19 protein-coding genes and 1 pseudogene are annotated in these 20,205 nt (G+C 73.9%); 9 read left to right on the top strand and 11 right to left on the bottom strand.

Annotation, left to right across the window (positions count from 1 at the left end; genetic code table 11):
- The first annotated feature begins 20 nt into the window (after positions 1–20).
- Genes AB0A74_RS04520 through AB0A74_RS04535 form a run of 4 tightly spaced genes read left to right on the top strand, consistent with a single transcriptional unit; the run spans position 21 to position 5,367 of the window.
- Positions 21–2,042, top strand: a complete 2,022-nt coding sequence (locus AB0A74_RS04520) for a tetratricopeptide repeat protein (protein ID WP_358247480.1) — start codon at positions 21–23, stop codon at positions 2,040–2,042.
- A gap of 4 nt (positions 2,043–2,046) precedes the next feature.
- Positions 2,047–2,706, top strand: coding sequence for a response regulator transcription factor (locus tag AB0A74_RS04525; protein WP_358247481.1), 660 nt, complete (start codon positions 2,047–2,049; stop codon positions 2,704–2,706).
- Positions 2,699–4,045: an ATP-binding protein gene (locus AB0A74_RS04530; protein ID WP_358247482.1), complete on the top strand. Its 1,347-nt coding sequence runs from the start codon at positions 2,699–2,701 to the stop codon at positions 4,043–4,045. Before AB0A74_RS04525 ends, AB0A74_RS04530 begins: the two co-directional genes overlap by 8 nt.
- A gap of 56 nt (positions 4,046–4,101) precedes the next feature.
- On the top strand, positions 4,102–5,367 hold the full coding sequence (locus AB0A74_RS04535) for a DUF2079 domain-containing protein (RefSeq protein ID WP_358247483.1): 1,266 nt from the start codon (positions 4,102–4,104) through the stop codon (positions 5,365–5,367).
- Here the strand turns inward: AB0A74_RS04535 and pdxH are convergent.
- The 7 genes from pdxH to AB0A74_RS04570 form a co-directional block, all read right to left on the bottom strand.
- Entirely contained in the window at positions 5,364–6,020 is a 657-nt protein-coding gene (pdxH, locus tag AB0A74_RS04540) for a pyridoxamine 5'-phosphate oxidase (RefSeq protein WP_358247484.1), read from the bottom strand. The genes AB0A74_RS04535 and pdxH overlap by 4 nt on opposite strands.
- A 142-nt stretch (positions 6,021–6,162) precedes the next feature.
- Positions 6,163–6,912, bottom strand: a complete 750-nt coding sequence (locus AB0A74_RS04545) for an urease accessory protein UreD (protein WP_358247485.1) — start codon at positions 6,910–6,912, stop codon at positions 6,163–6,165.
- A complete protein-coding gene (ureG, locus tag AB0A74_RS04550; RefSeq protein WP_358247486.1) occupies positions 6,909–7,601 on the bottom strand; it encodes an urease accessory protein UreG in 693 nt (230 codons plus the stop codon). Before ureG ends, AB0A74_RS04545 begins: the two co-directional genes overlap by 4 nt.
- Positions 7,591–8,241 carry an urease accessory UreF family protein gene (locus tag AB0A74_RS04555; protein ID WP_358247487.1) on the bottom strand — a complete coding sequence of 217 codons (651 nt, stop codon included), beginning with the start codon at positions 8,239–8,241 and terminating at the stop codon, positions 7,591–7,593. Before AB0A74_RS04555 ends, ureG begins: the two co-directional genes overlap by 11 nt.
- Complete coding sequence (locus tag AB0A74_RS04560; RefSeq protein ID WP_358247488.1) at positions 8,241–9,938, bottom strand: urease subunit alpha; 1,698 nt, start codon at positions 9,936–9,938, stop codon at positions 8,241–8,243. Before AB0A74_RS04560 ends, AB0A74_RS04555 begins: the two co-directional genes overlap by 1 nt.
- The gene (locus tag AB0A74_RS04565) at positions 9,935–10,246 is read right to left on the bottom strand and encodes an urease subunit beta (protein WP_343932818.1); all 312 of its coding nucleotides are present in this window, start codon (positions 10,244–10,246) and stop codon (positions 9,935–9,937) included. Before AB0A74_RS04565 ends, AB0A74_RS04560 begins: the two co-directional genes overlap by 4 nt.
- 11 nt (positions 10,247–10,257) lie before the next feature.
- Positions 10,258–10,560 (bottom strand): urease subunit gamma, encoded by a 303-nt coding sequence (locus tag AB0A74_RS04570; protein ID WP_309111838.1) that lies wholly within the window; start codon positions 10,558–10,560, stop codon positions 10,258–10,260.
- 184 nt (positions 10,561–10,744) lie between these two features.
- On the opposite strand from AB0A74_RS04570, the gene AB0A74_RS04575 reads away from it, so the two are divergent.
- Both AB0A74_RS04575 and serC read left to right on the top strand, forming a co-directional pair.
- Entirely contained in the window at positions 10,745–11,860 is a 1,116-nt protein-coding gene (locus tag AB0A74_RS04575; protein ID WP_358247489.1) for a citrate synthase 2, read from the top strand.
- Positions 11,861–12,240: 380 nt separating this feature from the next.
- The gene (gene serC / locus AB0A74_RS04580) at positions 12,241–13,374 is read left to right on the top strand and encodes a phosphoserine transaminase (RefSeq protein WP_358247490.1); all 1,134 of its coding nucleotides are present in this window, start codon (positions 12,241–12,243) and stop codon (positions 13,372–13,374) included.
- A gap of 91 nt (positions 13,375–13,465) precedes the next feature.
- Here the strand turns inward: serC and AB0A74_RS04585 are convergent, their stop codons facing one another.
- The 4 genes from AB0A74_RS04585 to AB0A74_RS04600 all read right to left on the bottom strand — a co-directional run bounded on the left by AB0A74_RS04585 (position 13,466) and on the right by AB0A74_RS04600 (position 17,099).
- Positions 13,466–14,578 carry an ABC transporter permease gene (locus AB0A74_RS04585; protein ID WP_358247491.1) on the bottom strand — a complete coding sequence of 371 codons (1,113 nt, stop codon included), beginning with the start codon at positions 14,576–14,578 and terminating at the stop codon, positions 13,466–13,468.
- 134 nt (positions 14,579–14,712) lie between these two features.
- Positions 14,713–15,363 carry an ABC transporter ATP-binding protein gene (locus AB0A74_RS04590; protein WP_358247492.1) on the bottom strand — a complete coding sequence of 217 codons (651 nt, stop codon included), beginning with the start codon at positions 15,361–15,363 and terminating at the stop codon, positions 14,713–14,715.
- A 169-nt stretch (positions 15,364–15,532) separates the two neighbouring features.
- A complete protein-coding gene (locus tag AB0A74_RS04595) occupies positions 15,533–16,582 on the bottom strand; it encodes a peptidoglycan-binding domain-containing protein (protein WP_358247493.1) in 1,050 nt (349 codons plus the stop codon).
- On the bottom strand, positions 16,575–17,099 hold the full coding sequence (locus AB0A74_RS04600; RefSeq protein ID WP_358247494.1) for a hypothetical protein: 525 nt from the start codon (positions 17,097–17,099) through the stop codon (positions 16,575–16,577). Before AB0A74_RS04600 ends, AB0A74_RS04595 begins: the two co-directional genes overlap by 8 nt.
- A gap of 88 nt (positions 17,100–17,187) precedes the next feature.
- Here AB0A74_RS04600 and AB0A74_RS04605 point away from each other — a divergent pair.
- From AB0A74_RS04605 to sepH, 3 genes and pseudogenes are all read left to right on the top strand, one after another.
- Positions 17,188–17,835, top strand: a pseudogene (locus AB0A74_RS04605) (response regulator transcription factor); the annotation flags it as partial.
- Positions 17,836–17,842: 7 nt separating this feature from the next.
- Positions 17,843–18,976: a HAMP domain-containing sensor histidine kinase gene (locus AB0A74_RS04610; RefSeq protein WP_358247495.1), complete on the top strand. Its 1,134-nt coding sequence runs from the start codon at positions 17,843–17,845 to the stop codon at positions 18,974–18,976.
- Positions 18,977–19,069: 93 nt separating this feature from the next.
- Positions 19,070–19,951 (top strand): septation protein SepH, encoded by an 882-nt coding sequence (gene sepH / locus AB0A74_RS04615; RefSeq protein ID WP_358247526.1) that lies wholly within the window; start codon positions 19,070–19,072, stop codon positions 19,949–19,951.
- Positions 19,952–20,205 lie beyond the last annotated feature (254 nt).

Consider the following 20,205-nt stretch of genomic DNA (forward strand, 5'->3'; position numbering starts at 1 on the left):
CCGGAGGACCATCCGGGGGCATGCACAACCACGTGCACACGGCCGACACCGTCGTCCAGGCCGGTGCCATCCACGGCGACGTGCACCTGCACCCGGCGCCACCCGGGGTGCCGGCGCCGCGCCAACTGCCGCCCGCGCCCACTCCGTTCACCGGACGAGCCGCCGAACTCGCCGCGCTCGGCACGGGCGCGATCACGGCCGTCCACGGCACCGGCGGCATCGGCAAGACCTGGCTCGCACTGCGGTGGGCCCACGACCACGCGGACGAGTTCCCCGACGGCCACCTGCACGCCGACCTGCGCGGGGCCGGCCCCGACGCCCTGCCGCCCGCCGCGGTGCTGGGCGGGTTCCTCGGCGCGCTCGGCGTCCCGCCGGACCGCGTGCCGGCGGACGTGGCGGCCCGGTCCGCCCTGTTCCGCAGCGTGGTCGCGGGCCGGCGGCTGCTGGTCGTGCTGGACGACGCCGCCGACACCGCCCAGGTCGCGCCGCTGCTGCCGGGCACGTCCACCGGCAAGGTCCTGGTCACCAGCCGGTCGACGCTGTCCGGGCTGGTCACCGGGCACGGCGCGCGGCCGGTCGCGCTCGACGTGCTCGCCGACGACGAGGCCCGCGCCCTGCTCACCGCCCGGCTCGGCCCGGACCGCACCGCCGGCGGCGCCGCGGCCGACCTGGTGGCGCTGTGCGGCGGGTTCCCGCTGGCGCTGGGCATCGCGGCGGGCCGCGCGCAGGCCCACCCCGCCCTGCCGCTGGCCACCCTGGTCTCCGAACTGCGAGAGGACCGGCTGGACGCGCTGGACGACGGCGACCCGGCGGCGAGCCTGCCCGCCGTGTTCAGCTCGGCCTACCGGGCGCTGGACCCGGCGGCGGCGCGGGTGTTCGGCCTGCTCGGCCTGGCCCCCGGCCCGGACGCGGGCCCGCTCACGGCCGCCGCGTCGACCGGTCTGCCGGTGGCGCGGGCGCGGGCGGTGCTGCGGCGGCTGGCGGCCGTGTCGCTGGTCGGGTTCGACGGCCGCTACCGGATGCACGACCTGGTCCGCCGGTTCGCCGCCGACCGCGCCCGGCGCGACCTCGACCCGGCCGACCGGGACGCCGCGCTGCGCCGCGTGGTCGACTTCCTCCTGCACACCGCCTACGCGGCCGACCGCGTCCTGCACCCGCACCGCCGGCACGTCCCGCTGGACCCGCCGAGCACCGCACCGCACCCGCCACCGGACGAACCGGCCGCGCTGGCGTGGTTCGCGGCGGAACTGCCGGCCCTGGCCGCCGCCCAGCGCGCCGCCGCCGCGCTGGGCCTGCACCGGGCCGTGCTGGGGTTGGCCTGGTCCACCGACACGTTCGTCACCCGGCGCGGGCTGCGCACGCAGCGGCTGGACGCGTGGCGGGCGGCGCTGGAGGCCGCGCCCCACCTCGACGACCCGGTGCTGCACGCCCTGGCCCACCGCGCGCTCGGCCACGTGTGCACCCAGCTCGGCCGGCACGCCGAGGCGGTCCGGCACCTGCGGTCGTCGCTGGCGCTGTCGGCGGGCGACCGGGAGTCCGAGGCGCACACCCACCAGTGGCTCGCGTTCACGTGGGGGCGGCGGGGCGACGCCCGGCGGGCGTGCCGGCACGCGACCCGTGCCCTGGACCTGCACCGAGCGGGCGACCACCCGGTGTGGACGGCCGCCGCGCTCAACACGGCCGGCTGGTACCGCTCGGCGGTGGGCGACCACGACCTGGCGCGGCGGCACTGCGTCGAAGCCCTCGCGCTGCACCGGGCGAACGGCGACCGGACCGGCGAGGCCGCCACCCTGGACAGCCTCGGCCTCATCGACCACCGCACCGGCCGGCACCGGGAGTCCGTCGAGCACTACCGCGCCGCGCTCGTCCTGTTCGAGACCAACCCGTACAAGGCGGCCGACACCCTCGCGGGCATGGGCCACCCGCTGACCGCGCTGGGCGCGCACGACGAGGCGCGGGCCGCGTGGCGCGAGGCGGCGCGGCTGTACCGGGAGCAGCACCGGGCCGCCGACGCCGAGCGGGTCGGGCGGCTCCTAGGCTGACCGGGTGCGCCTGCTGGTGGTCGAGGACGAGAAGCGGCTGGCCGAGTCGTTGCGGGCCGGGCTGGAGGCCGAGGGGTACGCGGTCGACCTCGCCCACACCGGGCCCGACGGGCTGTGGATGGCCGGTGAGCACCGGTACGCGGCGGTCGTGCTGGACATCCTGCTGCCCGGTCTCAACGGCTACCGGGTGTGCGCCGAGCTGCGGGCGCGGGGGAACGACACGCCGATCCTCATGCTCACCGCCAAGGACGGCGAGCACGACGAAGCCGACGCGCTGGACACCGGCGCCGACGACTTCCTGTCCAAGCCGTTCTCCTACGTGGTGTTCCTGGCCCGCCTGCGGGCGCTGATCCGGCGGGGCGGCTCGGCGCGCGGCAGCGTGCTGCGGGCCGGGGACCTGGCGCTGGACCTCGGGCGGCGCGAGTGCCGCCGGGGCGGTGAGCCGGTCGCGTTGTCCAGCAAGGAGTTCAGCGTCCTGGCGCACCTGGTGGAGCGGTCCGGCGAGGTGGTCGCCAAGGCGGACATGCTCACCGACCTGTGGGACTTCGCGGCCGACCCGGACCCGAACCTGGTCGAGGTCTACGTCAGCTCGCTGCGCCGCAAGCTCGGGCGCGACGCCATCCGCACCGTGCGCGGCGCGGGTTACCTGGTGCCGCGTGCGTAGGGCGGCCACGACGCGGGTCCGGGTCGCGGCGCTCGCGGCCCTGGTGTCGGCGCTGCTGCTCACCGCGGGGGCCGTGTACCTGGTGCGGCAGATGGAGAACCAGCTCCGCGCGGGCGCGGACGACCTGGCGATCGCGGGCGCGCGCCGGATCGGCGACATGCTCGACGCGGGCATCGCGCCGGCGGACCTGCCGCCGATGGTGGGCGTCGGGGCCTACGAGGTCATCGACATGGAGGGCAACCGGCTCGCGACCTGCCCCACGCTGCCGGAGGGCTACGCGGACCGCCCGTTCCTGCGGCCGGACGGGCCCGGCGTCGCGCCGCCGACGTTCGCGCACACCCGGACCGTCCGGCTGGACCTGGTGCTCGACCAGGGCGACAACCCGCCGTGCGTCTGGACGTTCAACCTGGACGGCAGGGCCGAGACGCGGGTCACCGAGCACTACCCCGAGTCCGGCCGGCACGTCGTCTACGTGGCGACCGTGCCGATCCCGGAGGCCGTGCGGCTGGTGGACGCCGTGCGCGCCTTCCTGTGGTGGGCGGTCCCGCTGACCGCGCTGCTGATCGGCCTGGTGGCGTGGTTCGCGGTGGGCCGCGCGCTGCGGCCGGTGGCGGCGATCCGGCGGGAGGTGGCCGACATCAGCGCGCACGACCCGGACCGCCGCGTGCCGGTGCCGCCGGCGCGCGACGAGATCGCCGACCTCGCCGACACCATGAACGACATGCTGGCGCGCCTGGCCGCCGGCATGGAGCGGCAGCGCCGGTTCGCCTCCGACGCCTCGCACGAGCTGCGCACGCCGCTGGCGTCGCTGCGCACCCAACTGGAGGTGCTGCTGGCCCACCCCGACCGCGTGGACTGGCGGCGCACCACCGAGAACGCCGTGCTCGACCTGGAGCGGATGCGGGCCGTGGTGGCGGACCTGATGCTGTTGACCCGGGTCGAGGGCGGGCCGCCGGTCCGCGAGGACGTGGACCTCGCCGCGCTGGCCGGCGTGCCCGGACCGCCGGTGGTGGTGGCGGGCAGCCCGTCGCAGTTGCAGCGGCTGGTGCGCAACCTGGTGGACAACGCCGAGCGGCACAAGGCGTCCACCGTGACGACCGCGGTGGAGGCGCGGGACGGGTGGGCGGTGCTGACCGTGGCCGACGACGGTCCCGGCGTCCCGGAGGCGGACCGCGAGCGGGTGTTCGAGCGGTTCGTGCGGCTGGACGAGGGCCGGGCGCGGGACGAGGGCGGCGCGGGGCTGGGGTTGGCGCTGGTGCGGGAGATCGCCCAGGCCCACGGCGGCACGGCGGTGGCCGAGGACGGGGCGCGGTTCGTGGTCCGGTTGCCGCTGACCTGAAGGGTCCTTCAGGTGGTTTCAGGTCGGGTTCAGGGCGGTGACCGGACGCTGCGCCGGTGCTCCTGCGAACCCGTCCGACCGTTCGGGCCGCCCACGTCGTCGCGGCCGGTCTCTTCGTCCTGTACTCGGCGATTTCCCTGTGGCGGCACCGGCTCTTCCAGAGCACGGGCTACGACCTGGGGATCTTCGAGCAGGCGGTGCGCTCCTACGCCGAGGGCCGGCTGCCGACGTCGGAGCTGAAGGGTCCGGGATTCCCGTTGCTGGGCGACCACTTCCACCCGGTTCTGGCGTCGCTCGCGCCGTTCTACGCCGTGCTGCCGCGCGCCGAGACCCTGTTGGTGGCACAGGCTTTCCTGTTCGCGGTGTCGGCGGTCCCGGTGACGCGCCTCGCGTCCCGCCTCGGTCGGCGCGGCGTGGTGGTCGGGGTGGCGTACGGGTTCTCGTGGGGCATCCTCAACGCGGTCGCGTTCGACTTCCACGAGATCTGCTTCGCCGTGCCGCTGCTGGCGTTCGCGGTGGAGGCGTTGGTCGGGGAGCGGTGGCACGCGGCGGTCCTGTGGTCGCTGCCCCTGGTGCTGGTGAAGGAAGACCTGCCGCTGACGGTCGCGGCGATCGGCTGCTACCTGGTGTACCGGGGCCGGAAACGGCTTGGTTGGGCCATGATCGCGTTCGGCGCGGTGTCGTTCGCGGTGATCGTGGTCGTGGTGCTGCCGTGGTTCAACCCCGACGGCGGGTACGCGTACTGGGCGAAGCTGGAGCCGTCCGGGTCGGGTCTGGGGACCCGCCTGGGCACGCTGGTCGCGCTGCTCGCGCCGACGGGGTTCGTGGCGCTGCGGTCACCGCTGGTGCTGCTGGCCGTGCCGACGCTGGCGTGGCGGTTCACCTCCGGCAACCCCGCGTACTGGGGCGTCGACTTCCACTACAGCGCCGTGCTGATGCCGATCGTGTTCGGCGCGTTCCTCGCGGCCCGGCCCACCCGGACGTGGGTGTGCGGGGTGGTGACGGCGGTGTTCACGCTGGTCCTGGCGCTGCGGCCACTGCCGCAACCCGAGTGGGACCACGGGCGGCGGGCCGAGGTCGAGGCGGTGCTGGCGCTGGTGCCCGACGGCGCGCGGGTGGCCGCGTCGAACCGGCTCGCCCCGCACCTGACGAACCGGTGCGAGGTCGGCCTGTTCCCGTGGCACACCGACGCCGAGTACGTGGTGGTGTCGCGGCCGGCGGCGGGGTGGCCCGTGCCGGCCGACGACGAGGCGCGGACCCTCGCGTCCCTGCCGCACACCGTGGTGGCGGACCGGGGGCACGTGGTCCTGCTCAAGCGCTAGGGGGCGACCCGCTGGAGCTCCCAGCCGTCACGGCCGAGGCGGAAGCGCAGGCGGTCGTGCATGCGGTCGCGGCGGCCCTGCCAGAACTCGACTTCCTCGGGCCGGATGCGCCAGCCGCCCCAGTGCGGCGGGACCGGGACGCGGTCGGCGTCGGCGAACTGGCGCTCGATCTTGTTCAGCGCGCTCTCCAAAGTGGAGCGGCCGGATACCACGCGCGACTGGGGCGACGCCCACGCGCCGAGCTGCGAGCCGCGCGGGCGGCTCTCCCAGTAGCGGGCGGTCTCCTCGGGGCCGACCTTCTCGACCGTGCCGCGCACGTGGGCCTGCCGCTGCATCGCGAACCACGGGAAGGTGGCCGACGCGTACCGGGTGGCCATCAGGTCGTGGCTCTTGGTGGAGGTGTAGTTGGTGAAGAACACCAGCCCGCGGGCGTCGAGGCCCTTGGCGAGCACCGTGCGGGACGACGGGCGGCCCTCGGGGTCGGCGGTGGCGAGGACCATCGCGTTCGGCTCGGGCAGGCCGGTGCCGGCGGCCTGGTCCAGCCACAGTTGCAGCTGCTCGTGCCAGGTGGGCAGCAAGTCGCTCTCCGTGAGCGATCCCTGTTCGTAAGACACGCGCATCGACGGCAACGCGATGTTCGTCGTCTCCGACATCCCGAACCTCCCGAGCAGGTTTTTCCTGGCAAGGCACTTGTGGCACCCGGCGATCCAGCGACCGTACGGGTTTCCGGCCGTGCGCGAAACCGCCTGGGTGGTGATGAGTACCACCAGCACCGTGACTATGCGTGTGAAGCACCTAACGGAATCGAGTTCGAGATCGAGTCAGATGGTCACTCGATCCGGGATGTTCGCGCCTGGCCTCCGCCAGCGCGCGTTCCGCCGTCACCGCGTCGGGTGCCAGCGCGGTGGCCAGGCTCCCGCCGCGCGCCAGCGGAACGAGGGACCACCAGTCGTGTGACACGGGCGCGGCGACGTCCTCGCCCCAGCACAGCACTTCGGTGCCGAGGACCCGCATCCCCGCGAGTCCGGCGGGGCTGCCGTCGATCGCCGGGTCGCCGACGCGGGTGGTCTGGCGCAGCAGCGGCCCGTCCCGGCGCACGTCCAGCGTGCTGACCAGCGTGCCCGGCGGTTCACCCACCCGTCCGAGGACCAGCAGCTCCCGGGAGCGCAACCGGGCGTCGGGCGCAAGGTCGGCGCGGAACACCGCTTCGTGGCACGCCCGCCGCGTGATCACGGTCGGCTCGGGCGCGTAGTCCAGGCTGCCGCCGGCGGCGACCTCCACCCGGACCACCGCGCGGCTGCCACCCGGCCGGTGGCCGGGCAGGGCGAGCGTCGCCGCGACGCCCCGCAGTTCCAGGTGCGCGCCGGGCCCGACGCGGACGTGGAGTTCCAGGTCGTCCCCGCCCAGGGGCGCGGTCACCGAACTCACCAGGTGCACCACGCCGTCGCGGCGCGGAACGAGGCGCAACGGTGCCGCGGATCTCATTTCGCGCACCACCGTTCGCCCGTCCACCAGTTCGGCGGAAAGGAATGCCCGCGCTTTCACGCGACGGTCGTGAGCGCGCGGAGTTGGGCGCGCACCCATTCCGCGACGGCGGGCGCGTCCGGTGTTTCCACCAGGGATTGGCTGATCACGGGCAGTGCACCGCGCATCCGGTGGGCGTCGGACGTCATCACGTCGAGGTCGGCCCCGACCATCGGCGCGAGGTCGGTCTTGTTGATCACCAGCAGGTCGGCCGTGGTGACGCCCGGACCGCCCTTGCGCGGCACCTTGTCGCCGCCGGCCACGTCCACCACGAAGATCTGCCGCTCCACCAGGCCCCGGCTGAACACGGCGGTCAGGTTGTCGCCGCCGCTCTCGATCAGCACCAGTTCCAGGCCGGGGAACCGGTGCTCCAGCCGTTCCACGGCGTCCAGGTTGGCGGTGATGTCGTCGCGGATCGCGGTGTGCGGGCAGGCGCCGGTCTGCACGGCCTCGATGCGGTCCACGTCCAGCACGCCGGTCCTGCGCAGGAAGTCCGCGTCCTCGGTGGTGTAGATGTCGTTGGTGACGACGGCGAGGTCGACGCTGTCGCCCAAGGCCCGGCACAGGGCGGCGGTGAGCGCGGTCTTGCCGCTGCCGACCGGTCCGCCGATGCCGATCCGGATCGCGCCGTGGTGGTGGTTGTCGGCGTGGTGGTCGTGGCCGGGGTCGGTGGGGTCGAAGTTGACCGGGTGGACGTGATCAGCTGACAAAGAGACGCACCTCTTCCCTGTGGTGGCGGTCGTGGGCCTCGGCCAGCAGGTCCAGGCCGGGGGCGCCGGGCGCGGGCAGGTCGGCGGGGTCGGTGTCGGCGTGCCCCTCCGCCTGCGCCGCGACGTCTTCGAGGTCCGCTCCCAGGTTCGCGATGATGGCGTTGACGCCGAACGGGTCCAGGCCCAGCAACCGGATCGCGCCCGTGGCCGGGCCGGTGACGGCGTGGTAGGCGACGACCTGGGCGGCGGCGCGCGGGTCGTGGACCAGCGTGCCGACGATGATCGGGTGGTGCGGTTCGGGGGTGGCTCCGAGGAGGTCGGCCAGCCGGTCCGACGGCCACGCTTTCCGTGCGGCACGGGCGATTCCGCGGCCCTGCACACGGGAGGCCTTCCGCTGCGCGGGGGACGGGGTGCGGGCGTCCAGCTCCACGTCCAGCTCGGCGTAGCGGCCCCGGGTCGCGGCGGCGGCGAAGACGGCGTTGAGCAAGCCCGTCGTGCGCAGGCGGCCGACCAGGAACCGTTGGAGGGAACGGAGATCGGTGACCAGCCCGCGCGCGACCGCCTCCTCCAGCCCGCCGGAGTGGACGTGACCCCCGCCCGGGAAGCGGGAGTCGGCGAGCATCAGCGCCGCGAGGTCCATCAGAACAGGAAGTAGCGCTGGGCCATCGGCAGCTCCGCCACCGGGTGCGGTTCGACCAGCTCGCCGTCCACGTGCACGGCGAAGCTGTCCGGGTCCACGCGGACGTCGGGCATGGCGTCGTTGAGCACCATGTCCTGCTTGCCGACCTCGCGCGTGTTGCGCACCGGGACCAGCGGGCGGGACAGGCGCAGCAGGTCGGCCAGGTCGCGGTCCACGGCCTCCTGCGACACGAAGTGCACGCTGGTGCGCGCGCCCGCGTGCGCGCCGAACATCGGCCGGGCCAGCACCGGTTGCGGCGTGGGGATGGACGCGTTCGCGTCGCCCATCGCGGCCCACGCGATGAACCCGCCCTTGAGCACCACCGACGGTCGGACGCCGAAGAACTTCGGCTCCCACAGCACGAGGTCCGCGAGCTTGCCGACCTCGACCGAACCGACCTCGTGGTCGATGCCGTGCGCGATGGCCGGGTTGATCGTGTACTTGGCGACGTACCGGCGGGCGCGCAGGTTGTCGGGGAGTTCGCCGCGCCGGCCGTGCATGACGTGCGCGGTCTGCCAGGTGCGGATGATGACCTCGCCGACGCGGCCCATGGCCTGGGAGTCGGAGCTGATCATGGAGATCGCGCCGAGGTCGTGCAGGAGGTCCTCGGCGGCGATGGTGGTCGGCCGGATGCGGCTCTCGGCGAAGGCCAGGTCCTCGGGGATGGACGGGTTGAGGTGGTGGCAGACCATCAACATGTCCAGGTGCTCTTCGAGGGTGTTGACGGTGTGCGGGCGGGTCGGGTTGGTGGACGAGGGCAGCACGTTCGGCTCGGACACCACGCGGATGATGTCCGGCGCGTGGCCGCCGCCCGCGCCCTCGGAGTGGTAGGCGTTGATCGACCGGCCGCCGATGGCGTCCAGTGTGGACTCGACGAACCCGGCTTCGTTCAACGTGTCCGTGTGGATGGCGACCTGCACGCCCGACTCGTCGGCGATGCGCAGGGCGGCGTCGATGGCGGCGGGCGTGGTGCCCCAGTCCTCGTGCAGCTTGAACCCGCCCGCGCCGGCGTGCAGCTGCTCGCGCAGGGCGTCGTCGCGGACGGTGTTCCCCTTGCCCAGCAACAGGACGTTCACCGGCATGTGGTCCATCGCGGCGAGCATGCGGCCCAGGTTCCACGCGCCGGGCGTGACCGTGGTGGCCTTGGTGCCCTCGGCCGGGCCGGTGCCGCCGCCGATGAGCGTGGTCAGGCCGGAGGCGAGCGCCTCGTCCACGATCTGCGGGCAGATGAAGTGGACGTGGCAGTCGATGCCGCCGGCGGTGAGGACCTTCCCGTTGCCCGCGACGACCTCGGTGGCCGGGCCGATCACCAGCGCCGGGTCCACGCCGTCCATCACGTCGGGGTTGCCGGCCTTGCCGATGCCGACGATCCGGCCGTCGCGCACGCCGACGTCGGCCTTGACCACGCCCCAGTGGTCGAGGACCACCGCGCCGGTGATGACCAGGTCGGGGGCGCCCTCGGCGCGGGTGGCCATGCCCTGCCCCATCGACTCGCGGATGACCTTGCCGCCGCCGAAGATCACCTCGTCGCCGGCGTGCGGGCCGCGGCTGCGGTCCTCGGTGACCTCGATGGTCAGGTCGGTGTCGGCGAGCCGGACGCGGTCGCCGGTCGTGGGGCCGAACAGCTCGGCGTAGCGCTCGCGGCTGATCTCCGTCACCGGTCCAGGTCCCCCGCCCACTCGGGGCGCAGGCCCGGCACCCGGCGCGCGCCGGCCAGCGGCACCAGGACCACCTCGCGCTCCACGCCCGGTTCGAAGCGCACCGCCGTGCCCGCCGGCACGTCCAGCCGCTTGCCCCACGCCGCCTCGCGGTCGAACTCCAGGCCCGGGTTGACCGCGGCGAAGTGGTAGTGCGAGCCGACCTGCACCGGCCGGTCCGCGGTGTTGACCACGACCAGCGTGGTGCGCGGGCGGCCGGGGTTCAGCACGACCGGGTCGGCACCGGTGATGATCTCGCCAGGGCGCACGCGGGGCTCCTTCACACGATCGGGTGGTGCACGGTCACCAGCTTCGTGCCGTCCGGGAAGGTGGCCTCCACCTGCACGGACTCGACCATCTCGGGCACGCCGGGCAGCACCTGGGCGCGGGTCAGGACGTGCCGGCCGCTGTCCATCAGCTCGCTGACCGTGCGGCCGTCCCGCGCGCCCTCCAGGACGTGGTCGGTGATCAACGCCACGGCTTCGGGGTAGTTGAGCACGACTCCGCGTTCCAGCCGGCGTCGCGCGACGTCGGCCGCCACGTGGACCAGCAGTTTTTCCTGCTCGTGGGGCGTGAGGTGCATCCCGTGAGGTCTACCAGACGAAACCGCGGTACCGCCTGGCGGAAACAAGCACTTAACAGGTGATCTTCATCTGAATCGGTTCCTGAATCGTGACCGACGACACGGAAAAGCGTCGTTGCCACTCCGTGTCGAGGGGAGCAAGGTTTTCCCAACTCTTGACTCTCGCGGAAGAGGAGCGCACAGCGTGGTGCAGCAAACCGAGCAGGACGGATTCCGGCCGGGCCTGGAGGGCGTCGTCGCCTTCCGCACCGAGATCGCCGAGCCGGATCGCGACGGTGGCGCGCTGCGCTACCGCGGGGTGGACATCGAGGACCTGGCCGGGAAGGTCACCTTCGGCAACGTGTGGGCCCTGCTGGTGGACGGCCGCTTCGGGCCGGGCCTGCCGCCCGCCGAGCCGTTCCCGATCCCCGTGCACACCGGAGACGTGCGGGTGGACGTGCAGGCGGCGTTGGCGATGGTCGCGCCGATATGGGGTTACCAGCCGCTGCTGGACATCAGCGACGAGGACGCCCGCGCGCAGCTCGCGCGCGCCTCGGTGATGGCGCTGTCGTACGCGGCGCAGTCGGCGCGCGGCATCGGCCGGCCCGCCGTGCCGCAGAAGCGCATCGACGAGTGCCGGACCATCACCGAGCGCTTCCTGACCCGCTGGCGCGGCGAGCCGGACCCGGCGCACGTGAAGGCGTTGGACGCGTACTGGGTGTCCGCCGCCGAGCACGGCCTGAACGCCTCCACCTTCACCGCCCGCGTCATCGCCTCGACCGGCGCGGACGTGGCGGCGGCCATGTCCGGCGCGATCGGCGCGATGTCCGGTCCGCTGCACGGCGGCGCCCCGGCGCGGGTGCTGCCGATGATCGAGGAGGTCGAGCGCACCGGCGACGCGCGCGGCTTCGTGAAGGGCATCCTCGACCGCGGTGAGCGCCTGATGGGCTTCGGCCACCGGGTGTACCGGGCGGAGGACCCGCGGGCGCGGGTGCTGCGGCGGACGTGCCAGGAGTTGGGCGCGGCGCGCTACGAGGTCGCGGCGGCCCTGGAACAGGCGGCCCTGGCCGAACTCCGCGAACGCCGCCCGGACCGGGCGATCGAGACCAACGTCGAGTTCTGGGCGGCCGTGATCCTGGACTTCGCCCAGGTCCCGCCGCACATGATGCCCGCGATGTTCACCTGCGCCCGGACGGCGGGCTGGTCGGCGCACATCCTGGAGCAGAAGCGGACGGGCCGACTCGTCCGCCCGTCGGCGACGTACGTGGGCCCGGGCCCCCGCAAGCCGTCCGAGGTCGAGGGCTGGGAAGAGATCGCCTGATCGTGTGACCGCAGGAGGTCGAGCCGCCGCGCCTCGCACGCCGGCTCGGCCTCCGCCTCCCGGCTCGTCGGCTCGGCTCCCGGCTCCCCGGCTCGGCCCCGGCCCCGGCTCCCGGCTCGGCCTCCGGCCCCGGCTCGGCCCCGGCCCCGGCTCGGCCTCCAGCCTCCGGCCCGGCCTCCGGCCCGGCCTCCGGCCCCCGGTTCCATCTTCCCACCGGGGTACGACAGTTCCGCTGTTCGCGTCGGCTCGGCGGTCCGGCTCAACGTGAGCAGCGACACCCGGTTGTCACCGTTCGGCCACGCGGCTGCAACACTGGTGACCCCCGGCAACGGCGCCGGTCAGGCTGTCCCAACACCTCCCCCGTGACCGGAGGCTCCGCTATGACCCAGACCGCCGATCCGACCACCTTGGTCCTGCCCTCCGACCTGCGGCCGTCCGACGGCCGGTTCGGCTGCGGACCGTCCAAGGTCCGGCCCGAGGCCCTGCAGGCCCTGGCCACCGAGGGCGCGGCCCTGATGGGCACCTCGCACCGGCAGAAGCCGGTGAAGTCCCTGGTCGGCTCCGTGCGGTCCGGTCTGCGCGAGCTGTTCTCGCTGCCGGAGGGCTACGAGGTCGTCCTGGGCAACGGCGGCACCACCGCGTTCTGGGACGCCGCCGCGTTCGGCCTGGTCCGCGAGCGGGCGCAGCACTTCACCTACGGCGAGTTCTCGTCGAAGTTCGCCAAGGTCACCTCCGACGCGCCGTTCCTCGGCGACTCGATCGTGGTCAAGGCCGACCCGGGCTCCGCGCCGGAGATCGCCTACGCCGAGGGCGCGGACCTGGTCGGCTGGGCGCACAACGAGACGTCCACCGGTGTCGCGGTGCCCGTGTCGCGGCCCGCCGGGTCCGACGGCGCGCTGGTCGCCATCGACGCCACCTCCGGCGCCGGCGGCCTGCCGGTGAACGCCGAGGACTTCGACGTCTACTACTTCGCGCCGCAGAAGTGCTTCGCCTCCGACGGCGGCCTGTGGATCGCGCTGATGTCCCCGGCCGCGCTGGAGCGGGTCGCGGAGATCGGCGCGAGCGGCCGGTGGGTGCCGGAGTTCCTGTCGCTGACCACGGCGCTGGACAACTCCACCAAGGACCAGACCTACAACACGCCGTCGCTGGCCACGCTGTTCCTGCTCGACGACCAGGTCAAGTGGATCCTGGGCAACGGCGGCCTGTCCTGGGCCGTGGAGCGCACCGCGGACTCGTCGTCGCGGCTGTACTCGTGGGCCGAGGCGACCTCGTACACGACGCCGTACGTGGCCGACCCGGCGTACCGCTCGCAGGTCGTCGGCACGATCGACTTCGACGACTCGGTGGACGCCTCCGTGGTGGCGAAGGTGCTGCGCGCCAACGGCATCGTGGACGTCGAGCCGTACCGCAAGCTCGGCCGCAACCAGCTGCGCGTCGCGATGTTCCCGGCGATCGAGCCGGCCGACGTGACGACGCTGACCAAGGCCGTCGACTGGGTCGTGTCCCAGCTCTGACCCCCTGTTCGCGGGTGCGGGGACCCCTCCGGCGGGACGCCGGTCGGGTCCCCGCACCCGTTTCCGCGGGCGGTTCCCGCGCCTCCGCGCTCTAGGCGAGCGCTTCGGTCGGCGCCAGGCGCGCGGCCCGCACCGCCGGGTACGCGCCGGCGACGGCCCCGACCACCATCGCCACCACGACCCCGCCGAGCAGGGCGGGCACCGGGACCACGGCCGGCCACTGCCGGCTCGCCGCGTACCCGGCCGTCACCGCCACCCCCACCAGCACGCCGACCAGGCCCCCGAGCCCGGACAGCAGCACCGACTCCGCGAGGAACTGCCCGCGCACCTGCCGACGGGTCGCCCCCAGCGCCCGCCGCAGGCCGATCTCCCGACGCCGTTCCAGCACCGAGATGACCATCGTGTTCGCCACGCCCACCCCGCCGACCAGCAGCGCGACGCCGCCCAGCCCCAGGAACAGGGCGCTGAACGAGCTCTCGGTGAGCCGCTTCGCGGCCAGCGCCTCGGACGGGCGGGCCACGTCCACCTCGTTCGGCTGCTCGGGGTTGAGCGTGCGCCCGAGCACGGCGCGCACCGCTTCGACGGCCGCGTCGGCGGCGCGGACGTAGACCGTGCCCGGGTGGCCGTCGAACCCGAACTCGCGCTCGGCGGTCGTCCACCCGACCAGCACGGACCGTTCGACCTCGGGCGAGAGCGGCATCGGCCGCAGCACGCCGACCACGGTGAACCACTTGCCGCCGATCCACACCTGGCGTCCCGGTCGGTCTACACCCAGGCGCGTGGCGGCGACCGACCCGAGCACGACCCCGGGCGACTCGTCGTCCAGGAACCGCCCGCTCTCGACCTCGCCCTCCAGCACGTCGAGCAGGTCGGGCCGCGCGGCGAGGACGGCCAGGCCGGACGTCTCGTCGGCGGGCACGCGATCGTTGCGCCGCACGGTCTGCCCGGTTTTACCGGTGCCACTCGCGGCGGTCACGGGCCCGATCCGCTGGGCCATCGGGACGGCGGTGAGCGGCAGCTTCGCGTCGTCGCCGCCGAAGGTGTGGCCGGGCTGGGCCTGGAGCAGGTTCGTGCCGAGCCGGTCGAGCTGGTCCCGCAGCGCGCGCTGCCCGGAGGCCGGGATCCCGATGACGGCGACGACGGCCGCGATGCCGATGGCGATCCCCAACGCCGACAACACCGCCCGCAACGGCCGCGTCCGCATGCCGTGCGCGCCAAGCCGAAACACGTCCCCCGGCCGCAACCGAACCGCCCCCGGCGGGTCGTCCGGCGGGCTGTGTGGCGACGGGCTGGGTGGCGGCGAGTTGCGCGGCGGTGGGCTGGTCGGCGGTGGGCTGGTCACACGATCACCCCGTCCCGCACCTCGACCCGACGCGGGGCGGCGGCGGCCACGTCCCGGTCGTGGGTGATGATCACGACGGTCGTGCCGTCCCGGTTCAACCCGCGCAGCAGGTCGAGCACCCCGGACCCGTTGCGGCTGTCGAGGTTGCCGGTGGGTTCGTCCGCCAACAGGATCGCCGGCCGGTTGACCACGGCCCGGGCGATGGCCACCCGCTGCCGCTCGCCGCCGGACAACTCCCCGGGCCGATGCGTGGCCCGGTGCGCCAACCCGACGCGTTCCAGCGCTTCGGCCGCCATCGCCCGGCGGCGCTTGTGCGGGACGCCCGCGTAGAGGAGCCCGGTGGCGACGTTGTCGAGCGCGGGCACGCCGTCGCTGAGGAAGAACTGCTGGAACACGAACCCGATCCACCCGGCGCGCAACGCGGAGAGCCGCCGATCGGACAGACCGGACACGTCCTGCCCGCGGATCTCCACCCGACCGCTGGTGGGCCGGTCGAGCGTGCCCATGAGCTGGAGCAACGTGGACTTGCCCGACCCGGAGGGCCCCACGATCGCGAGCATCTCCCCCGCGCCGACACTCAGGGAGACCTCCCGCAACGCCCACACGCCACCGGGATAACTCCGACTGACCCGATCGACGACGATCACCCGCCCCCACCACCCTGCGAACCGCCCACGACCAGCGACACGCGGCGGACCGCGAGCAGTGCCCGACGGGCGGCCGGCGGTGTTCGGAGGGCGGCCAGTCGCATCGGGCGCATTTCCAGCCGATTCCGCTCACCCGGTGGCCCCTGGCGCGCGGGCCGGGGTGGAGTGGTCATGAGGTGGTCACCACCTTCAGGCCCTCGGTCACGCCCTCGCCCGTGATCTCCACCCGACCCTTCGCGAACAGGCCCGTCTTCACCGGGACCAGGCGGCGGTCGTCGGCCGTCTCGACCGCGTAGCCGCCCTCCGCCAACGCCAGCAGGGCGCCGACCGGCACGGTCAGCACGTCCTCGCGCTTGCCCACCGTGAACAGCACGCTCGCGGACGCCGTGTCCACGCCCTCCGCCGCCTTCGGGTCGTCCAGCGCGATCGTCACGGTCACCTTCGGCTTCTCGCCCGGGCTGCCCGTCGCCGCCGCCGGGGTCACCGACGTCACCGTGCCGGTGGTCGGCTTGCCGCCGGTGATCTCCACCTCCACCTTGTCCCCCGTCCTCGCGTAGCGCTGCTTCGACTTCTCCAGCTCCGCCGTCACCGCCCGCTCCGTGCCGGTCACCTTCATCAGGTCACCGGCGCCCGGCGCACCGAGCTGCGCGGTCACCGAGGCCACCCGCACCGGCCCCGGCTGCACGACCACGTCCCCCTGCCCCACCGCACCGGTCTGCTCCAGGCCGTTCGCCTTCTGCCACTTCTTCACCGCCGCCGCTGTGGCGGCCGTGTACTTCTCGTCGGGTGTGCCGAACCCGGTGAACCCGAGCGCGGCCAGGTTCTCCTCCACCACCTTCACGTCCGGCCCGTCGTCCACCCCCGCCGACAGGTCCCGGTACAGCGGCAGCCCGCCGTAGAACAGCGGCACCGGGTCGGCGTCCACCGCGTACACCGCCTCGCCGCGCTCCAGCACCTCGCCGGCCGCCGGCAGCCCGGTCACGGTCCCGGGTCTGCGCCCCGCCAGCGGCCGTTCCGCGCCGTACGCGACGGTCCCCGTGACGGTCTGCTGGTCGGCCAACGTGGTCCGCTCGACCTCCGCCGTCGCCGCCGGCCGGCCGCGTTCGGGTTCGGCGCCGGCGCGGTCGGCCGACACCCTGGTCAGCGCCACGGCCGTCCCGGTGCCCAGCAACGCCAACGCCACCACGCCCCCGACGACCCACCTCCTCCGTTCAGCCATCGGCCCTCGACACCTTCCCGCCGCCACCGAATCCGCATTCCTCCAATGCCTTCTGCGTCCTCTCGGTGTCGTCGCCGAACGGCAACGAGATGCCGCCGCCCTTCTCGAAATCCGGGTCCGGCACGTCGATGCCCTTTTCGCGCAGGCACTTGATCTCCTCGCGCATCCGGTCCATCTCCTCCGGTGTCGGCTTGCGCATCTCCCCGCCATTGGGCAGGAACCGCTTGCACGCCTCCTCCGCCTTCTTCATCTCCTCCATCCCGATGTCGCCGCCCTCGACCCGCATCGCGACCCCGCCCCGGCCGTCCACCTCGGGATCGGGCATGTCCACCCCGTTCTCCCGCATGCACTTGGCGAACTCGCGCACCTTGTCCTCGTCCCGCGCGCCGTCCTGCGGCGCGGCCGACGAACCGCTCGTCGGACCGCCGGAGATCGACGCCACCCCGTCCCCCTGCGCGGCGGCGCCGCAGCCCGCCAGCAGGAGTGCTCCCAACACCAACCAGATCGGTTTTCGCATGGTCCGATTGGTACCGGCCGGTCGATCTGCGCCCGATAAGCGAATTCGCTTATCGGGCGCTTATCTCCCCTCCGGCACACTGGCCGCCATGCGGGTTCTGGTGGTCGAGGACGAGGAGTTGTTGGCGAACACCATCGCCGAGGGATTGCGCCGGGTCTCGATGGCGGTGGACGTCTGCTACGACGGAGGGGAGGCGCTGGAACGGGTGGGTGTGCACGACTACGACGTGGTCGTGCTCGACCGCGACCTGCCGGTGGCGCACGGGGACGAGGTGTGCGCGGCCGTGCTGGCGGCGGGCGGCGAGGCGAAGGTGCTGATGCTGACGGCGGCGGCGCAGGTGGAGGACCGCGTGGCGGGGCTGGGCCTGGGCGCGGACGACTACCTGACCAAGCCGTTCGCGTTCGCCGAGCTGGTGGCGCGGGTGCAGGCGCTGGGCCGGCGCGCGCGGCCGGCGCTGCCGCCGGTGCTGCGCCGGGCGGGGGTGGTGCTCGACCTGCCGCGGCACCAGGTGTCGCGGGACGGCCGGTTCATCCAGCTCTCGCGCAAGGAGTTCGCGGTGCTGGAGGTGCTGATGAGGGCGGAAGGGACGGTGGTGACGGCGGAGGACCTGTTGGAGAAGGCGTGGGACGAGTACGCGGACCCGTTCACGAACGCGGTCCGGGTGGCGGTGATGACGCTGCGGCGCAAGCTCGGTGAGCCCGGCGTGATCGAGACGGTGCCCGGCGCCGGGTACCGGTTCGGGGGTGAGCGCGCTGCGGCTGTCGGTGCGGGCCAGGCTGACCGCCTGGTACGGCGGGTTCTTCCTGCTCTCCGGGGTGGTGCTGGTCGCGCTGAACTACGTGCTGGTCAGCGCCCAGCTACCGCAGGTGGACTCGTTCGCCATCGCGGTGGAGGGGCCGCCGCTCGCGCCGTCGGACCAGACGCAGGTGGTGACCACGCTGGAGGACTACCGGTCCGAGGCGCTCAACACGCTGCTGCTGCAGTCGGGCGTGGGGCTGGTGGTGACCACCGCGCTGGCGGGCATCGTGGGCTGGGTGCTGGCGAGCCGGGTGCTGGAGCCGCTGCAGTCGATCACCGCGACCGCGCACCGGCTGGAGGTCGAGGACCTCGGCCGGCGGATCAACCTGGACGGGCCCGACGACGAGCTCAAGGAGCTGGCGGACACCTTCGACGGCATGCTGGACCGGCTGGCCACCGCGTTCGACAGCCAGAAGAGGTTCGTCGCCAACGCCTCCCACGAGCTGCGCACCCCGCTGGCCATCCAGCGCACCCTCATCGAGGTGGCGCTGGCGGACGAGCACGCCTCGGCCGACGTCAAGCGGCTCGGCGGCCACCTGCTGGCCACCAACGTGCGCTCGGAACGGCTCATCGACGGCCTGCTGCTGCTCGCCCGCAGCGACCGGGGGCTGGGCCGGCGCGAACCCGTGGAGCTCGACCATCTCGTGGAGGACGTGGTCCACACGTTCCGCCGGGAGCCGCAGGACATCAGCCTGCGGGCGGAACCGGTGGCCGTCCTGGGCGACCCGGTGCTGCTCGCGCACCTGGTCACGAACCTGCTGCGCAACGCGTGCACCCACAACCACCAGGACGGGAACGTGTCCGTCACGGTCCGCGGCGCCAACCCGGTGCTGGTCGTCGCGAACACCGGCCCGGTCGTCCCGGAGGAGTCGGTGCCGGGTCTTTTCGAGCCGTTCCGGCGACTCGCGGGCGCTCGCGGCGGCGGCGCGGGACTGGGTCTTTCGATCGTGCGTTCGATCGCATTGGCCCATCAGGGAAATGTGCGCGCGTATCCCGCGGCCGGCGGCGGTTTGTGCGTCGAGGTGAACCTTCCGGTAACGGACGTGCGGATCACGGCGACATACGGCAAGATCACATGAAGATATCGGTGAACGCGGCGAGCCTCCCCCGTCAAGGAGGCGCGCCGGATTAACGTCGGCACCTGGCGAGGTGAAGTCACACGGGAGGCCATGATGCGAGCGCTGCGGGTCATCGGGCTCGAAGAGGACGGCAAATCCGTCATCCTCGAAGACCCGGAACGCGGCGAGCGCTTCGTGCTGCCCGCCGACGAACGGCTGCGCGCGGCGGCGCGGGGCGACCTCACCCGACTCGGCCAGATCGAGATCGAGGTGGAGAGCCAGATGCGCCCGCGCGAGATCCAGGCGCGCATCCGCGCCGGCGAGTCGATCGAGCAGGTCGCCGCGGCGGCGGGCATCCCGACCCACCGGGTCGAGCGGTTCGCCTACCCCGTGCTGCTGGAGCGGTCCCGGACCGCGGAGCTGGCGCAGCGGGCGCACCCGGTGCGCGAGGACGGGCCGGACGTGCAGACGCTCGGCGAGGTCGTCGCGCACTCGTTCGGCCTGCGCGGCCAGGACTACACCGACGTGAGCTGGGACTCGTGGCGCGGTGAGGACGGCCGCTGGGTCGTGCAGCTGCACTGGACGGCGGGCCGGTCCGACAACCGGGCGCACTGGGCGTTCCACCCGGGCGCGCACGGCGGCACGGTGACCGCGCTGGACGACGCGGCCGTCGAGCTGATGGACCCGAACCCGAACCGCACGCTGCGCACGGTCCGCCCGGTGACCCAGCTGGCCCGCCAGGCCCTGGAGCTGGAGAAGCCGGCGGAGCCGGAGATCCTGGTCCGCGAGGAGCCCCTCCCGACCCCGCCGCCCGCGCCGGAACCCGAGCCGGAGCCGGTGGTCGTCGAGGAGCCCCCCGCGCCGCAGCCCACGCCGGCCCCCGCGCCGGCCGCGGCGAAGAAGGACCCGCAGCCGCCCAAGCGGGGCAAGAAGAACCACCCGATCGTGCCGTCGTGGGAGGACGTCCTGCTGGGCGTCCGCTCCAACCGGGGCTGATCCGCCGGACCACGGAAGGGCCTCCGCCACGTGCGGGGGCCCTTTCGCGTTGGGGGGTGCCCGGGCCCGGGTGACCGGCGGGTCGTGGGCGCTACTCGGGCGGCGGTCGGCCGGCCGCTGGTCGGGGTGGCCGTAGTGGGCTGCTGCCGCGCCGCCAACCGGGCCCCACGACCAGAACCGCCGGCCGAACCCGACGACCCGAGCCGCCGACCGGGACCGACGATGGGCCGTTGGGCGGATCGCGGTTCGTCGGC

The organism is Saccharothrix sp. NPDC042600 (assembly GCF_040647305.1).
In the GTDB taxonomy this organism is placed as follows: domain Bacteria; phylum Actinomycetota; class Actinomycetes; order Mycobacteriales; family Pseudonocardiaceae; genus Actinosynnema; species Actinosynnema mutabilis.

Coding starts and splice junctions, on each gene's coding strand:
- AB0A74_RS04520 (WP_358247480.1), top strand. CDS start 21: ATGCACAACCACGTGCACACGGCCGACACCGTCGTCCAGGCCGGTGCC.
- pdxH (WP_358247484.1), bottom strand. CDS start 6,020: ATGTCGGAGACGACGAACATCGCGTTGCCGTCGATGCGCGTGTCTTAC.
- AB0A74_RS04555 (WP_358247487.1), bottom strand. CDS start 8,241: ATGGACCTCGCGGCGCTGATGCTCGCCGACTCCCGCTTCCCGGGCGGG.
- AB0A74_RS04570 (WP_309111838.1), bottom strand. CDS start 10,560: ATGCACCTCACGCCCCACGAGCAGGAAAAACTGCTGGTCCACGTGGCG.
- serC (WP_358247490.1), top strand. CDS start 12,241: ATGACCCAGACCGCCGATCCGACCACCTTGGTCCTGCCCTCCGACCTG.
- AB0A74_RS04585 (WP_358247491.1), bottom strand. CDS start 14,578: ATGCGGACGCGGCCGTTGCGGGCGGTGTTGTCGGCGTTGGGGATCGCC.
- AB0A74_RS04595 (WP_358247493.1), bottom strand. CDS start 16,582: ATGGCTGAACGGAGGAGGTGGGTCGTCGGGGGCGTGGTGGCGTTGGCG.
- AB0A74_RS04600 (WP_358247494.1), bottom strand. CDS start 17,099: ATGCGAAAACCGATCTGGTTGGTGTTGGGAGCACTCCTGCTGGCGGGC.
- sepH (WP_358247526.1), top strand. CDS start 19,070: ATGCGAGCGCTGCGGGTCATCGGGCTCGAAGAGGACGGCAAATCCGTC.